Below are 15,573 nucleotides of genomic sequence, written 5' to 3'. Positions count from 1 at the left end.
CGCGTGCGCCTGTTGTCTTGACCTGCGTCATCTTTGTATGCCCTGCGCGGCGAAAGCGCCGGCGTGGAAGCCGGCACCTGCGAACGATCATACGGTGGCGGTGAAATGCGGCGAGAAGGTGTCCTGCTCGCCCTTGCGGGCATAGCCCAGCGGGTTGGCCACCACGCGGCAGCGCCAGGGCGTTCCATCGGCCCGCGCGCCTTGCACCGTGTAGTCGCTCGGCGAATGCAGGTGGCCGTGCATCCACAGCTGGGCATGGGGCAGCAGATCGTCCAGCGCATTGCAGAACCCCGCGGTGCCGGGAATCAGCCCGTAGCGCGGGTCGGCGCTTTTCAGGCTCGGGGCGAAGTGCGTCACGGCCACGGTGGGACCGTTGAACGGGCGCGCGAGCGCGTCGCGCAGCCAGGCCTGGCAGGCCAGGGACTGCTCGCGCATCGGCTCGGCCAGGAAGGGCTCGCCGCTGCGGGTGCCGCCAGTCTTGCGCAGGTAGAAGTTGGCCGCGCGAAAGGCCTTCTCGCGCTGGCGCAGGCGGCGCGCGAGGTCGGTGCTGCCCTCGTCCTCGGCCAGCGCGTCGAAGTCGCTCCAGAGGGTGGTGCCGACGAAGCGCACGCCCTCCAGCACCACGCTTTCGCGTTCCAGCCAGATCAGGCCCAGGCGGTCGCACACCTGGCGCAGGCGCTGCTGGGCGGCGTCGAAATCCTGCATGTCGTATTCATGGTTGCCGGGCACGAACAGCACGGGGGTCGGCCAGCCGGCGAACTGCGGCAGCGGGGAAAAGCGCGCCAGCCCGAAGTCGTCGTCGGCCAGCTGAGAGCCGGATTGGTAGGAGCCGATGTCGCCGGCCAGCACGAGCACGTCGGCGCCCGGGGCGGGGCTGGGGGCGAAGGCAGGGTGGGCTTCCAGGTGCAGATCGGACAGCAGTTGAATCTTCATGCGCCGATTGTGGAGGCTGGCGCGGTGCCGCCGTCAGGCCACGGGAGGGCGCCGGGCCGTGGGCAGGGCCGAGCGCGCCATCGCGCCCCGCAGCCAGCGGTGGGCCGCATCGTGCAGGCGGCGGCGGTGCCACAGCGCATCGACATGCACCGTGGGCAGCGGCATGGGCAGCGGGCGCCACACCAGTTCGCCGGCGATGCTGGCCACGCCCACGAAGTGGCGCGGCAGCACGGTGAGCAGGTCGGTGGTGGTCACCACGCGCCCAGCGGTGAAGAACTGGTTCACCGTGAGCACGATGCGCCGCTCGCGGCCCAGCGCGGTGAGCGCCTCGTCGATGAAGCCGTAGGGCTTGCCGGAAAAGCTCACCAGCAGGTGGCGCGCGCTGCAGTACAGGTCGAGCGTCATCGGCACCTGGGCGAGCGGGTGGCCGTGGCGCATCACGCACACGTATTCGCCGTCGTACAGGCGCACGCTTTCGAAGGCCACCACGCTGTCGGTCTGGGCGCGCGCGGTCAGGTCGGCCATCACCGCGGGGAAGTAGCCCACGGCCATGTCGGCGGATTCGTCGTCCAGCATGCTGCGCGGATCGCGCGTGGTGAGCGGCACCACGCGCACGGACACTCCGGGCGCCTCGCGCTCGATGATTTCCACCAGCGGCGGGATCAGCGTGGCGCCCGTGGCGTCGGCCATGGCCAGCACGAACGTGGAACTGGCGGTGGCAGGGTCGAAATCCCCCGGCGCCAGCGACTGTTGCAATTGCGCCAAGGCCTGCCGCACCGGCGGCCACAGTGTGAGCGCCCGGGGCGTGGGCTGCACGCCCTGCCCGCTGCGCACCACCAGGTCGTCGCCCAGCACCTCGCGCAGGCGCCGCAGCGCGTTGCTCACGGCCGGCTGGGTGAGCGACAGCTTGTGCGCCGCTCGGGTGAGGTTGCGCTCGGTCATCACCTCATCGAACACGCGCAGCAGGTTCAGGTCAAGCGAGCGGAAGTTGAGAGGTAGCATGTTGAACCATCACTTCAATGAATGACTGAGATTCAAAATATAAAGTGGAACAGCCATGGGGTAAACCCTAAGATTCACCCATTCGCCCGGCAATTTCGCCAAAAGCGTCTGAAAAGGGTTCTCATCATGGCAAATTTTGTACACATCGAATACCGCACCGAACACCCCGGCGTGCAGCGCGCAGAGCGCTTCGCCGCTTCCCTGAGGGGCGCTGCCGCCAGCCTGGACGGCGCACGGGGCGCATCCTCCCTCCTGCTGGCCGCCGTCGTGGCCGCCGTGCTGGTGGTCGCCAACCAAGTGGTCGACACCCGCGCAGAAGGCCACATGCTGGCCGCCTGGATGGTCATGTGGGTGATCGCCTTCGCCGCGCTGGCCCTGCTGGCCGGTCCCGCCCGCCGCGCCAGCGCCGTGTTGCGCTCCGGCTACAAGGCCTGGGCCGAAGCCCGCCGCCGTGAAGCCGAAGACGAAAAGACCTGGAACGCCGCACTGTACGACGCCCGCATCATGGCCGATCTGAGCCGTGCCATGAACGGCATCGCGGTGGACAACATCCGCCGCTACTACTGAGATCGGGGGCCGGACCGGCCGCGAAGTCTCCCCATCAAGGGCGCCTCACCAGGCGCCCTTTTTCTTTTTCATGGTGCGCCGGGTACGGGATCCTCAACCCCCTGCCAGCCACCGCTGGCGCCAGCGCTCCAGGCCGTAATAGATGACAGGGGTGGTGTACAGCGTGAGCAACTGGCTGACCGCCAGCCCCCCCATGATGGCCAGGCCCAGCGGCCGGCGCAGCTCGGAGCCTTCGCACGTGCCGAGCACCAGGGGCAGCGCGCCGAGCAGGCCTGCCAGATTGGTCATCAGGATCGGGCGCAGCCGCAGCGCCGCCGCACGGCGGATCGCCTGCTGCGGCGGCAACCCCTCGCGGCGCTGGGCGTCGAGCGCGAAGTCGATCATCAGGATGGCGTTCTTCATGACCACGCCGATGAGCAGAAACAGCCCCAGCAGCGCCATGAGGCTGAACGGGGTGTTGGTCAGCCACAACGCCAGCAGCGCGCCAACGCCCGCCGGCGGGACGGTGGAGAGGATCGTGAGCGGGTGCACCAGGCTCTCGTACAGCACCCCCAGCACCAGGTACACGGCCAGCACCACGCCCAGGATGAGCCAGGGCTGCGAGCGCACCGCGCTGGACCGTGCCGCGTCTTCCCCGGACGGCGCCAGGTGCACCGAGGCGGGCAGCATCACGCGCGCCATCACGGCGTTGAGTGCACGCTGGCCCTGCTCCTGCGTCACGCCGGGGGCGAGGCTGTAGCCGATGTACATCGACGCGAACAGCGCGTCGTGCCACACCTGGTCCTCCGCCAGCCCGTAGCGCCACGTGGCAAAGGCGGTGAGCGGCACGCGCGATCCGTTCGGGGTGAGCACCTGCATCTGCGCCAGCGATTGCGGCTGCGAAGTGAAGCGCGGGTCCACCTCCATCACCACGCGGTACTGGTTGAGCCGGTCGTAGAGCGTGGTCACCTGGCGCTGGGCGTAGGAGTTGTTCAACACGGACGCCACGGTCTGCATGTCCACCCCCAACCGCTGCGCGGCCTCGCGGTCGATGTCCACCACCACCTGCTGCGCGCCACCGTCGCTCACGGCCTGCACGTCGGTGAATTCCGGTGCCTCGCCCATGGCCAGCGACACCTTCCGGGCCCAGGTGCGCAGCGAGCGAACTTCGCCCGAGCGCAGGATGACGGCCGTATCGGCCTCGCCGAACGACACGCCGCCGATCTGGATGTCCTGCTCGATGCTGGGGCTCAGCACCCCGCCCGGCACGGCTGGCGCCTTCTCGCGAAGCCGGTTGACCACGGCTTGCGTCGGCTCGCCGCCACGCTCCGCCAGAGGTTTGAGGCTGACGATGAAAAAACTGTTGGCGATGCTGCCGCTGCCGCCGCTGGTGCCGGCCACGTGGGCCACGGCCGGGTCGGCCAGCAGCAGGCGGCGGTAGGCCTCGATCTTGGGCTGCATGACCTGGAACGAAAAGCCATCGTCGCCGCGGATGAAAGCGTGGACGATGCCGGTGTCCTGACGCGGCATCATGATCTTGGGCAGCGACTGGTAGAGCCATACGTTCACGCCCACCACGGCCAGGAAGGCGAGCAGCACCACGAAGCTGTGGCGCAGCGCCCAGCCCAGGCTGCGGTCGTAGCCGTGGCGCAGGTCGGCCAGCATCGCGGCGCTGACGGCCCCCACGCGAGCGGTCCAGGCATGCCGCGCCTGTGCCTGGCGTGCGCTGCGCTGCCCGCGCAGGCCATAGGCGCACAGCACGGGCGTGAGCGTCAGGGACACCACCAGCGAGATCACCACCGCCGCCGCCAGCGTGATGGAGAACTCGCGGAACAGCCGCTGCACCACGCCGCCCATGAACAGGATCGAGACGAAGACCACCACGAGGGCGAGGGTCATCGCCACCAGCGTGAAACCCACCTCGCCCGCGCCGCGCAGCGCGGCGCGCAACGGCGTCATGCCGCGTTCGATGTAGCGCTCCACGTTCTCCAGCACCACGATGGCGTCGTCCACCACCAGGCCGGCCGCCACGATGAGGGCCATGAGCGACAGGTTGTTGAGCGAAAAGCCCGCCAGGTACATCACCGTGAACGTGCCGATGAGCGACACCGGGATCGCCACGGTGGGAATGAGCGCCGTGCGCAGCCGCCCAAGAAAGGCCGCCACCACGGCCACCACCAGCGCCACCGACAGAGCGAGCGTGAGATGCGCCTCGCGCAGAGTAGCCCGGATGCCCTGCGAACGCTCGACGACGATGTCCAGCCGCGCGCTCGCAGGCACCAGCGTGCGCAGGTAGGGCAACTGCGCACGGATCGCGTCCACGGTCGCCACCGTATTGGCGCCGGGCTGGCGCCGCACCTGCAGGATGACGGCATCGCGCTCGTTGTGAAAGCCGCTGCTGTAGCGGTTCTCGGTGGAGTCGGTCACCCGGGCCACGTCGGACAGGCGCACCGGGGCGTTCTCGGCCCAGCGCACCACGAGCGACGCGTAGTCGGCCGCGCGGGCCGGCGCGCCATCCAGCGCCAGGGGCCAGTGGCGGGCGCCTTCTTCCACCGCGCCCAGGGGCTGCACCGAGCCGGCCCGCACGATGGCCGACCGCACCTCGTCCAGCGACAGCCCCTGGTGCGCCAGGGCGCTCGGATCGAGCTGCACCCGCACCGCCGGCAGCGAGGCGCCCCCGACCGAGACATCGGACACACCCGGCACCTGCGCGATCTTCTGCGCCAGGATCGTGGAGGCGGCGTCGTACAGCGCCGAGGGCGCCAGGTCCGGCGACGACAGCGCCAGCACCACGATGGGCCGCTGGGACGACTGGATCTTGCGGAAGGTCGGGTTGCCCTTCATGCCCGCCGGCAACTGGCTGCGCACTGCGTTGATCGCCGCCTGCACGTCGCGCGCGGCCGCATCCAAGTCGCGGCCCAGCACAAATTCGAGCTTCACCTCCGTCGTGCCCTGGTTGCTGCTGGACGAGATGGCCGCCACGCCGGCAATCGCACCGAGGGCGCGCTCCAGTGGAGCGGCCACGGTGGCGGCCATGCTTTCGGGGCTGCCGCCGGGCAGGCTGGCGCTCACGCGGATGACGGGGTAGTCCACCTGCGGCAGCGCCGCCACCGGCAGCAGCCGCCAGGCCAGCAGGCCCATCAGCACCAGCGCCAGCGACAGCAGCGAGGTGGCCACCGGGCGGCGGATGCACAGGCGCGCCAGGTTCATGGCCCGCTGCCCGCCGTGCCGTCCTGCCAGGCCGCACGGCGGCGGGAAAGCCGCTGGCCCAGCCGGTCGAAATACAGATACACCACGGGGGTGGTGAAGAGCGTGAGCACTTGGCTGACCACCAGCCCGCCCACCATCACGATGCCCAGCGGCTGGCGCAACTCCGCGCCCGAGCCCTGTGCGAGCATGAGGGGCAACGCGCCCACCAGGGCGGCCAGCGTCGTCATGAGGATGGGGCGCAGGCGCAGCAGCGCTGCACGCCGGATGGCCTCGTGCGCGGGCAGCCCGAGGCGGCGCTGCGCATCCAGGGCGAAGTCCACCATCATGATCCCGTTCTTCTTCACCAGGCCGATGAGCAGCACGATGCCGATCACCGCGATCAGGTCCAGCGGGCGGCCGCTGACGAGCAGGGCCAGCAGCGCGCCGACGGTGGCCGAGGGCAGCGTGGAAAGGATGGTGATGGGGTGGATGGTGCTTTCGTAAAGCACCCCGAGCACGATGTACATGGTGACCACCGCTGCCAGCACCAGCCACAGCGTGTTGGACAGCGATGCACGGAACGCCTCGGCCGCGCCCTGAAAGCGCGTCTCGATCTGGGGCGGCAGGCCGGTGGCCGCAAGCTCCCGTTCGATGGCCGCCACGGCCGCCCCGAGCGAGTGGCCCGCGCCCAGGTTGAACGACACCGTGGCCGCCGGAAACTGGCCTTGCTGCAGGACCTGCAGCGGCGCGGGCTGCTGGGTGATGCGCGCCACGGCCGCCAGCGGCACGCTGCGCCCGGACGGCGTGGACACGAACGTGGTCTGCAACGCATCCAGCCCGCGTGCGTGGCGCGGATCGACCTCCAGCACCACGCGGTACTGGCTGGCCTGGGTGAACAGCGTGGCGATCTGCCGCTGGGCGTAGGCGTTCTGCAAGGCGGTGGCGATGTCGGCCACGGTGAGGCCCAGGCGCGCAGCGGCGTCGCGGTCCACCTCCACGTGCGCCTGCCGGCCCTGCTGCTGCAGGTCGCTGGCCACGTCCGCCAGTTCGGCGCGGGCGCGCAACCGCTCCACCAGGCGTGGCACCCAGGTGTCGAGCAATGCCGGGTCCGGCGTGGTCAGGGTGAACAGGTACTGCGTGCGGCTCACACGGTCTTCGATGGAGAGTTCCTGCACCGGCTGGAACCAGGCCGTGATGCCGCCCACCTGGCGCGCGCGGGCGCGCAGGCTGTCCAGGATGGCGCGGGCACTGGCCTGCCGTTCTCCATGGGCGCGCAGGTTGATGAGCATGCGCCCGCTGGAGAGCGAGGCATTGCTGCCGTCCACCCCCACGAAGGACGAAAGGCTCGCCACGTCCGGCTCCTGCAGCAGTGCGTCGGCCAGCGCCTGCTGGCGCTTCGACACCACGGTGAACGAGCTGTCGGGCGCCACCTCGGTCACCACCTGGACCACCCCGCTGTCCTGCACCGGAAAGAATCCCTTGGGCACGGCCAGGTAGAGCAGGACGGTGAGGACCAACGTGGCCAGCATCGCCAGCATCGTCAGGCCCTGGTGCGCGAGCACCGCATCGATCGCGCGGCCATAGCGTTCGAGCACGCGGTCCATGAAGCCCGTGCCCTTGCCTTCGCCGGGCGGCGCGTGCAGGGGGGCCTTGAGCAGCCGGGCGCTCATCATCGGCGTGAGCGTGAGCGACACCAGCAGCGAGATTCCGATGGCCACGGCCAGCGTGAGTGCGAACTCGTGGAACAGCCGCCCGACCACGTCGCGCATGAACAGCAGCGGAATCAGCACGGCCACCAGCGACACGGTGAGCGAGACCAGGGTGAACCCGATCTCCGAAGCGCCCTTGAGCGCCGCCTGCAGCGGCGGCAGGCCCTGCTCTCGGTGGCGCGCGATGTTCTCCAGCATGACGATGGCATCGTCCACCACGAAGCCCGTGGCGATGGTGAGCGCCATCAGGCTCAGGTTGTTGACCGAAAAGCCCAGCAGGTACATCACGCCGAAGGTGCCCACCAGCGACAGCGGCACCACCACGCCCGGAATGAAGGTGGCGGTGGCGCTGCGCAGGAACAGGAAGGTCACCAGCACGACCAGACCCACCGCGAACACCAGCTCGAGCTGCACGTCGCGCACCGAGGCGCGGATGCTCTGTGTGCGGTCGGTGAGCAGCGCCACGTCCAAGGCGGCGGGCAGGGTGGCGGTGAGCTGGGGCAGCAGGGCACGCACCCGGTCGGCGACGTCGATCACGTTGGCACCCGGTTGCCGCTGCACGTTGAGCAGCACGGCCGGCTGCCGGTCGGCCCATGCGGCCAGAAAGCGATCTTCCGGACCGGATTCGACGGTGGCCACGTCGCCCAGGCGGATCGGAGCGCCCGGCGGCGCAGTGCCCGTGCCGGCGACGGCCGGGTTGGACGCCACCGTGCCGGTGGGAGTGCGCCAGGCGACGATGAGCCGGCGGTAGGCGTCCGGCGAGGTGATCTGGTCGTTCGCGTCCAGCAAGGTGGTGCGGTACGGGCCGTCGAAGCTGCCCTTGGGCTGGTTGGCATTGGCGCCCGCGATCGCCCGGCGCACGTCTTCCATGCCCAGTTGCTGCGCCGCCAACGCCGTGGGGTTGACCCGCACCCGCAGAGCCGGGCGCTGACCGCCGGCCAGGCTCACCAGACCCACGCCCGACAGCTGCGCGAGCTTTTGCGCCATGCGCGTTTCCACGAGGTCGTGCACCTCGTGCAGCGGCAGGCTCGTCGAGGTGATGGCCAGGGTGAGGATGGGCGCGTCGGCCGGGTTCACCTTGCGGTAGATCGGCGGTGCGGGCAGGTCGGCGGGCAGCAGGCTGGCCGCGGTGTTGAGCGCGGACTGCACGTTCTGCTCGCCCACGGCCAGGTCCGCGTCCAGCATGAACTGCAGCGTGATGACCGAGGCACCGCTGGAGCTGGTGGACGACATTTGCCGCAGCCCCGGGATCTGCCCGAGCCGGCGCTCCAGCGGCGCGGTGATGGCACGGGCCGTGACATCCGGGCTGGCGCCCGGGTGGAAGGTGAACACCTGGATGACGGGGTAGTCCACCTGCGGCAGCGCCGCTACCGGCAGCAGGCGCCAGGCGATCGCCCCTGCGATGAGCAACGCCAGCATGAGCAGCAGCGTCGCCACCGGGCGCAGGATGAACGGGCGCGAAAGATTCATGGCGGCGGCAGTACCAGGGCGGCGGTGGTTCGGGCGTTGCGGTGCAGCGCCATCAGCGCGCCGTGCTGGCGGAGGTGGAAGCTGCCGCGGCCTGCGCTTTTGCGCGCTGCTGCAGCTGATGCGCGGTCTGAGGGGGCTCGCCATCCACCACCTGCGCCACGTCGATGCCGTCCCGCAGGCGATCCAGCCCTTCCAGCACGACGGAATCGCCTTCGGCCAAGCCCTGGGTCACGACCAGGCGCTCGCCATCGCTGGCACCCAGCGCCACGCGGCGCAGCACGGCTTTACCGTCCCGCACGGTGTACACGTAGGGCCCCTGGCTGCCGTGCTGAACTGCATCCGCCGGCACAACGAGGGCATTCTCCAGCGTGCGCACTTTCAGCCGCACGTTGACGAATTGGTTGGGAAAAAGCGCGTCGTCGGCATTGTCGAACTGGGCCTTGAGCCGCAAGGTGCCGGTGGCCGTGTCGATCTGGTTGTCCAGGGTGGTCAGCCGCCCGGTTCCCAGCAGGGCGGCTTCGGCGCGGTCCCAAGCCTGCACCACCAGGGGCCGGGCACCGCGTGCGCCGGCACGTACGGCCGGCAGCTGGGTTTCGGGAATGGCGAACAGCACTGTGATGGGGTGCGTCTGCGTGATGGACACCATGCCCTGGGCATCGGCCGTCGCGACCAGATTGCCCGCATCGACCCGCCGCATGCCCAGACGGCCGGCCACCGGGGCCTCGATCCGCGTGTACGACAGCTGCAACTGGGCCTCCTGCACCTGGGCGCGCGCAGTCGCCAGGCTGCCGCGCAGTTGGGCCACCAGGGCTTCCTGGGTTTCCAGCTGCTGCCGCGCGATGGAGTCCTGCTGCAGCAGCGTGCGGTAGCGCGCCACGTCGCGCTCCGCGCTTTGCAGTTGCGCCTGCATCTGCTGCTGCAGGCCCTCGGCCTGTGCCAGCTTCACGCGGAAGGGCGCGGGGTCGATCTCGGCCAGCACCTGGCCACGCCGCACCTCCTGGCCCTCCTGGAACAGCACGCGCGCCAACTGGCCGTCCACGCGGCTGCGCACGGTCACGCTTTGCAGCGCAGTCACGGTGCCGATGGCCTTGATCTGCTCGTCCATGGCCTGCCGCTGCACACCCACGAGGCGCACCGGAATGGGTCCGCTCCAGGGACTGGGCCCCGTTTCCTGCAGCGCAGGTTGGCGCCATATGAGATACCACGCCACCCAGGCCAGCAACACCAGCACCACGCAGCCCAGCAGCCGCAGCCAGAGACGGCGTGTGGATGCCGCCGGCATCCGCTCAGAAACCATTTCAACCATGTCGGGCCCGTCGAGGGGAGAAGAGTGCCAGCGCCGCGGGCGCAGGAAGCCGGTGCGCAACCCGGCGAACCGGGAGTTGCAGCGGCATTGTCGGTCCCATGCGAAGACGGGGCGGTGGGGACGTGTGCGGTGCGATGCCCGGTCAGGGTTGGCCGCCTGCGAATTTAGCCGAAAGAACGGTCTAAATGATAATGACTTTTAATTGGAAGGTGATCTGTGCCACCACGAAAAAGCGCCCGGGCCGCTGTGCGGACCGGGCGCTTTACATCGAACGGCCATTCGGTGGCGTGGCGCCACCGAACCCCGTGCGCGAAGGGATCAGCCAGCCAGACGCTTTTCCAGCGCGGCCTTCGTGTCGAGCAATGCGGCAGGCAGGTGGTAGGCCAGTTGATCGAAATGGGCCGTGTGCAGCTTCAGCTCGTCGGCCCAGGCGGCGGCATCGATGCGGGTGACCGTGTCGAACTGGACCGGGGTGAATTCGATGCCCGTCCAGTTGATCTCGCCGTACTGAGGGGCGGTGCCGATCGGCGTGTCCTGACCGCTGGCCTGGCCTTCGATGCGGTCGATCATCCACTTGAGCACGCGCATGTTGTCGCCATAGCCGGGCCAGACGAACTTGCCGTCGTCGCCCTTGCGGAACCAGTTGGTGGTGTAGATCTTCGGTTGTTGTGCGCCGGCGGCAGCGATCTTCTCGCCCATGTTCAGCCAGTGCTGGAAGTAGTCGCTCATGTTGTAGCCCATGAAGGGCAGCATGGCGAACGGGTCGCGGCGCACCACGCCCTGCTGGCCGGCGGCGGCGGCAGTCGTCTCGGAGCCCATGGTGGCGGCCATGTAGACGCCTTCCGTCCAGTTGCGGGCCTCGGTCACCAGCGGCACGGTGGTGGAGCGGCGGCCGCCGAAGATGAACGCGTCGATCTTCACGCCCTTGGGGTCGTCCCAGGCTTCGTCGAGCGCGGGGTTGTTGGTGGCAGCCACGGTGAAGCGCGCGTTGGGGTGTGCGGCCTTGGCGCCGGTTTCCTTGGCGATCTGGGGCGTCCAGTCCTTGCCTTGCCAGTCGATCAGGTGGTCGGGCAGCTTGCCGGTGTCCTTTTCCATGCCTTCCCACCACACGTCGCCATCGTCGGTCAGCGCCACGTTCGTGAAGATCACGTTCTTGTCCAGGCTGGCCATGCAGTTGGGGTTGGTGTGGTAGTTCGTGCCCGGGGCCACGCCGAAATAGCCGGCCTCGGGGTTGATGGCGCGCAGGCTGCCATCGGCCTGGGGCTTGATCCAGGCGATGTCGTCGCCGATGGTGGTGACCTTCCAGCCTTCGAACGCCTTGGGCGGAACCAACATGGAGAAGTTGGTCTTGCCGCAGGCGCTCGGGAAGGCGGCGGCCACGTGGTACTTCTTGCCTTCGGGGTTCGAGACACCCAGGATCAGCATGTGCTCAGCCAGCCAGCCCTGGTCGCGGCCCATGGTGGAAGCGATGCGCAGCGCGAAGCACTTCTTGCCCAGCAGCGCGTTGCCGCCGTAGCCCGAGCCATACGACCAGATCTCGCGCGTTTCGGGGTAGTGCACGATGTACTTGGTCTTGTTGCAAGGCCAGGACACGTCCTTCTGGCCGGCCTGCAGCGGGGCGCCCACGGTGTGCACGCAGGGCACGAAGTCGCCTTCCATGCCCAGCACGTCGTACACGGCACGGCCCATGCGGGTCATGATCTTCATGTTCACGGCGACGTAGGGGCTGTCGGACAGTTCGATGCCCACGTGTGCGATGGGCGAGCCCAGCGGGCCCATGCTGAACGGCACCACGTACATGGTGCGGCCCTTCATGCAGCCGTCGAACAGCGGCTGCAGCGTGGCGCGCATCTCGGCCGGTGCCATCCAGTTGTTGGTGGGGCCGGCATCTTCCTTCTGGGCGGAGCAGATGTAGGTGCGGTCTTCCACGCGGGCCACGTCGCTCGGGTCAGACCAGGCAAGGTAGCTGCCAGGGCGCTTGGCGGGATTGAGTTTCTGGAACGTGCCGGCATCGACCAGTTGCTGGCAGAGGCGGTCGTACTCTTCCTGAGAGCCGTCGCACCAGTAGATGGCGTCGGGCTTGCAGAGGACGGCCATGTCGGCCACCCAGGCGAGCAGGCGGGCGTTTTTGACGTAGGCGGGGGCTTTGAGATCCAGGCCTTGCATGGTGGGTGCGTTCATCGGGAGCTTCCTGAAGTTGAAAAACAGTTTTTTCAAAGGAAGCTGCCGACGAGCGGCGCGACGTGGGGGCCTGCGCATGGGTCTTCTGAGCGCTGCCTTTGAAAAAACGGCTGGATGCTCAGTCGGCGGGCGGGGAGTGCGGCGAGAGCTGCAGGGTCCGCGGGTCGGCTGGGATGACGATTTTATGAATCCCACCCGCGCCTGTCTGTCAGACAGGCATTACTTTTATGCAAAAAAGGCATGGGGTTATGTGTTGAGCATGATCTGGACTGCCATGTCGCTGCCGGGACAAATCTGCCGGTTTTTCCGTAGTCGCCTGCTTGCGTGCGCTGCGGATTTCTCCGAAAGTTCAATTACCGCCCGGCAGGTAAAAAATGGATTGCAGTGTTTTGGCCGTGGCGAGATTCCATGCCACACAAGGAGATATATGGACTTCCAGACCTTGCAACTCGCGGTGCAGGACCGCATCGCCGTCGTGACGCTGAACCGGCCACCGGTCAATGCCCAGAACGCGGAGCTGCGTGCCGAGATCACGCAGGTATTCGATGAATTGTCGGATCGGGAGGACGTCTCGGTCGTGGTGCTGACCGGCGCAGGCAAAGTTTTTTCCGCAGGTGCCGACATCCGCGAGCGCCCCAACCTCGGTGCGACCGCGGGCGCTTACGGCCGCCACAACCGGCTAGTGCGCGAATCGTTCTACGCAGTTGTCGAATGCTCCAAGCCCGTCATCGCGGCCATCAACGGGCCCGCCATGGGTGCGGGCTTCGGTCTGGTGATGGCCTCTGACATCTGGGTGGCTTCCGAGGACTGCTATGTGTCGATGCCTGAGATCAACGTAGGGCTCGCAGGGGGCGTGACTTTCCTGCAGGAGGTGTTCGGCCGTTCACGCGCACGTCGCATGTTTTTCACCGGCATGAAGGTCAGTGGCGCCGAACTCTATCGCCTGGGCCTGGTGGAGGCTTGCTTGCCTGCCGAGGAACTGATGCCCTACGCGATGGACCTGGCGCGCGAGATCGCATCCAAGAGCCCCATTGCGCTGCGGCTGGCCAAGGAGGCCGCGCGACTGACGCAGTTGATGCCATCGCGCGATGCCTATCGCTACGAGCAGGGCAACACCGTCGCGTTGTCCAAGACGGAGGATGCCAAGGAGGCCCAGCGCGCCTTCCTGGAAAAGCGCGCTCCGGTTTACGTGGGCCGCTGACGGGCAGAGAGAGCAGCCGGGCCTGCGCCCAGGACGCTGCTGCAAAATGGAGGCTGCAAGACACCATCCCCATCGCAGCGATGCGAGGGGTTTGTGGCACCGGGGTGGCGCCGATCCGCCGCCCGGCCGGGTGCCAGAACTACAAAAGAGAGGAGGCCTCCCCCTATGGCAAACCGTCCAGCCGCTTCGGCGAACGACCCCGTCGACTCGGCGCCCACGACCCGCTCCGACACCCGGCAGGAACAGCTCATCGACATTGCATGCCGCCTGTTTGCGCAGCGCGGGTACGAGGGCACTTCGCTGCGTGACATCGCCGAAGAGGCCAAGATCACCAAGGCGGCGCTGTACTACCACTTTCCCAACAAGGAAGCGCTCTACGAGCGCATCGTGCTGGAATCCATGCAGGCGCTGGTGGATTCCGTGCGCGAGGCGATGGCCGGGGGCGCCACGCCGGTCGACAAGGTGCGGCTGTTCATGCAGTCGTCGGCCGACTTCCTCGACCGCAGCCGCCATTCCTGGATCGCTGGCTCCAACGCCTTCTGGTCCGGCAGCGCGGTTGACCCGCGTGCCATGGCCGTCTATCTGCGCGACGAGTACGAACACCTGCTGCGCGACAGCATCGCGCAGGCCATCGCGGCAGGGCAGTTCCGTGCGGTGGACCCGGCCATGGCCGGGCGCATGCTGCTGTCCATGCTGAACCACATCGCGCGGTGGCATTCGCCCGGAGGTCGCCTCACCACCCGGCAGGTGATCGAGCAGTACCTCGACATGGCGTTCGGCGGCCTGCTGCAGTAAAGCGCGCCACCTTCTCCCGGGCACCCCCCAAGCCGCCCCGGCCTGCGCCGGGGCGGCTTGTTCGTTTCTGGCCTTCCTGGCGCGCGGCGCGGGTTTTCCCTGTTCATTTACTTGCCGGCCGTTTAGTAGACTTTTCGCAGGAGTCTACCCATGCGCACTGACCGACGCCATTTCCTCTTGTTGCCCTGGAGTGCAGGCCTGGCCTGTGCCCAGGCGCGGGCGCAAGGCGTGGTGGGCGCTGAGGGACTGGTGGGGGCCAGGCCCGTCCAGATCGTCGTGCCTTACGCCGCTGGAGGCCTGACGGACAACCTGGCACGCCCGATCGCGTCGGCCCTCTCGGCGCGGTGGTCCCGGCCAGTGGTGGTCGACAACCGCAACGGCGGGGGCGGCACCATCGGCACGGCGGTGGTGGCGCGCGCGCCGGGCGATGGCCATGCGCTGCTGCTCACGGCATTCGGCTACATCGCCAATCCGCTGTTGATGAAACAGCTGCCTTACGATCCACGCGCCCTGGCTCCCCTCGCCATGGTGGGCGATACGCCCAGCGTCCTGTACGTGAGCACGCGCCTGCCCGTGACGTCGGTGGCCGAGTTGGTGGTGTACGGCAAGGCACACCCGGGCAAGCTGGTGTTCGCTTCGTCCGGCAACGGATCCAGTCCGCACATCGCCGCAGAACTGCTGGCGTCCCTCACGGGCATGGACATCGTGCATGTGCCCTACCGCGGCAATGGGCCCGCGCTGAACGATCTGCTGGGCGGGCAAGTGCATGCCATGTTCGATTCGGTGGCGTCGTTGTCCCATGTGCGCAGCGGACGGCTGCGGGCGCTGGGTGTTGCGAGCACCGCCCCGCTGGCCCGGGCGCCCGAGTTGTTGCCCATTGCCCAGTCCGGCGTGCCGGAGCTGGCCCATTTCGCCGCAGGGGGCTGGTTCGGCTTTTTCCTGCCGGCATCCACTGCGCCGGCATTGCAGCGATGGCTGCATGCCGAATTGCGCCAGGTTCTGGAGCAGCCCGCCGTGCGCGAGGCCGTGGAGCGTGCCGGTGTCGAGCCCCGCAACCTAGACCTGGAGGCCTTCGCGGCCTACCTGCGCGCGGAGAGCGAGCGCTGGGCCCCCGTTTTCCGTGAACGCAACATTCAACTGGATTGATGCGTGCCGTGGCCTCTACCCCGCCTGCGCGCGCAGCCGCCACGCCGCGGCCTTCTACCGCATGGTCCAGGGCTGTGGCTTCCTTCTTTTCTGCA

The 15,573-nt window shown here is 68.4% G+C and carries 10 protein-coding genes; 4 read left to right on the top strand and 6 right to left on the bottom strand.

The genetic code is table 11. The features are described 5' to 3' along the window. Positions 1-87: 87 nt before the first annotated feature. Positions 88-933, bottom strand: coding sequence for a metallophosphoesterase (locus tag AVME950_RS14850; RefSeq protein ID WP_284430405.1), 846 nt, complete (start codon positions 931-933; stop codon positions 88-90). A 33-nt stretch (positions 934-966) separates the two neighbouring features. Next, entirely contained in the window at positions 967-1,935 is a 969-nt protein-coding gene (locus tag AVME950_RS14845; RefSeq protein WP_284430404.1) for a LysR family transcriptional regulator, read from the bottom strand. Between the two features lie 126 nt (positions 1,936-2,061). On the opposite strand from AVME950_RS14845, the gene AVME950_RS14840 reads away from it, so the two are divergent. Further along, complete coding sequence (locus AVME950_RS14840; protein WP_284430403.1) at positions 2,062-2,502, top strand: hypothetical protein; 441 nt, start codon at positions 2,062-2,064, stop codon at positions 2,500-2,502. A gap of 93 nt (positions 2,503-2,595) precedes the next feature. Here the strand turns inward: AVME950_RS14840 and AVME950_RS14835 are convergent, their stop codons facing one another. The 4 genes from AVME950_RS14835 to AVME950_RS14820 all read right to left on the bottom strand — a co-directional run bounded on the left by AVME950_RS14835 (position 2,596) and on the right by AVME950_RS14820 (position 12,336). Next, positions 2,596-5,691, bottom strand: a complete 3,096-nt coding sequence (locus AVME950_RS14835) for an efflux RND transporter permease subunit (RefSeq protein ID WP_284430402.1) — start codon at positions 5,689-5,691, stop codon at positions 2,596-2,598. Beyond that, positions 5,688-8,849, bottom strand: a complete 3,162-nt coding sequence (locus AVME950_RS14830; RefSeq protein WP_284430401.1) for an efflux RND transporter permease subunit — start codon at positions 8,847-8,849, stop codon at positions 5,688-5,690. The genes AVME950_RS14835 and AVME950_RS14830 overlap by 4 nt, the downstream gene beginning before the upstream one ends. Before the next feature lie 52 nt (positions 8,850-8,901). Further along, positions 8,902-10,155 (bottom strand): efflux RND transporter periplasmic adaptor subunit, encoded by a 1,254-nt coding sequence (locus AVME950_RS14825; protein WP_284430400.1) that lies wholly within the window; start codon positions 10,153-10,155, stop codon positions 8,902-8,904. 318 nt (positions 10,156-10,473) lie between these two features. Then, complete coding sequence (locus tag AVME950_RS14820; RefSeq protein WP_284430399.1) at positions 10,474-12,336, bottom strand: phosphoenolpyruvate carboxykinase (GTP); 1,863 nt, start codon at positions 12,334-12,336, stop codon at positions 10,474-10,476. Between the two features lie 184 nt (positions 12,337-12,520). Here AVME950_RS14820 and AVME950_RS14815 point away from each other — a divergent pair, with 184 nt between their 5' ends. The 3 genes from AVME950_RS14815 (at position 12,521) to AVME950_RS14805 (ending at position 15,478) form a co-directional block, all read left to right on the top strand. Continuing rightward, positions 12,521-13,537, top strand: a complete 1,017-nt coding sequence (locus AVME950_RS14815) for an enoyl-CoA hydratase/isomerase family protein (RefSeq protein WP_502869413.1) — start codon at positions 12,521-12,523, stop codon at positions 13,535-13,537. A 165-nt stretch (positions 13,538-13,702) separates the two neighbouring features. Then, positions 13,703-14,332: a TetR/AcrR family transcriptional regulator gene (locus AVME950_RS14810; RefSeq protein WP_284430398.1), complete on the top strand. Its 630-nt coding sequence runs from the start codon at positions 13,703-13,705 to the stop codon at positions 14,330-14,332. A gap of 150 nt (positions 14,333-14,482) precedes the next feature. Continuing rightward, positions 14,483-15,478, top strand: coding sequence for a Bug family tripartite tricarboxylate transporter substrate binding protein (locus AVME950_RS14805; protein WP_284430397.1), 996 nt, complete (start codon positions 14,483-14,485; stop codon positions 15,476-15,478). The last annotated feature ends 95 nt before the right edge of the window (positions 15,479-15,573 follow it).

This window comes from Acidovorax sp. SUPP950 (assembly GCF_030158935.1).
In the GTDB taxonomy this organism is placed as follows: Bacteria; Pseudomonadota; Gammaproteobacteria; order Burkholderiales; family Burkholderiaceae_C; genus Paracidovorax.
Note: the sequence above shows the minus strand (reverse complement) of the source record. Positions and strands in the feature narration are given on the sequence as shown.

Coding starts and splice junctions, on each gene's coding strand:
- AVME950_RS14850 (WP_284430405.1), bottom strand. CDS start 933: ATGAAGATTCAACTGCTGTCCGATCTGCACCTGGAAGCCCACCCTGCC.
- AVME950_RS14845 (WP_284430404.1), bottom strand. CDS start 1,935: ATGCTACCTCTCAACTTCCGCTCGCTTGACCTGAACCTGCTGCGCGTG.
- AVME950_RS14840 (WP_284430403.1), top strand. CDS start 2,062: ATGGCAAATTTTGTACACATCGAATACCGCACCGAACACCCCGGCGTG.
- AVME950_RS14835 (WP_284430402.1), bottom strand. CDS start 5,691: ATGAACCTGGCGCGCCTGTGCATCCGCCGCCCGGTGGCCACCTCGCTG.
- AVME950_RS14830 (WP_284430401.1), bottom strand. CDS start 8,849: ATGAATCTTTCGCGCCCGTTCATCCTGCGCCCGGTGGCGACGCTGCTG.
- AVME950_RS14825 (WP_284430400.1), bottom strand. CDS start 10,155: ATGGTTGAAATGGTTTCTGAGCGGATGCCGGCGGCATCCACACGCCGT.
- AVME950_RS14820 (WP_284430399.1), bottom strand. CDS start 12,336: ATGAACGCACCCACCATGCAAGGCCTGGATCTCAAAGCCCCCGCCTAC.
- AVME950_RS14815 (WP_502869413.1), top strand. CDS start 12,521: ATGAATCCCACCCGCGCCTGTCTGTCAGACAGGCATTACTTTTATGCA.
- AVME950_RS14810 (WP_284430398.1), top strand. CDS start 13,703: ATGGCAAACCGTCCAGCCGCTTCGGCGAACGACCCCGTCGACTCGGCG.
- AVME950_RS14805 (WP_284430397.1), top strand. CDS start 14,483: ATGCGCACTGACCGACGCCATTTCCTCTTGTTGCCCTGGAGTGCAGGC.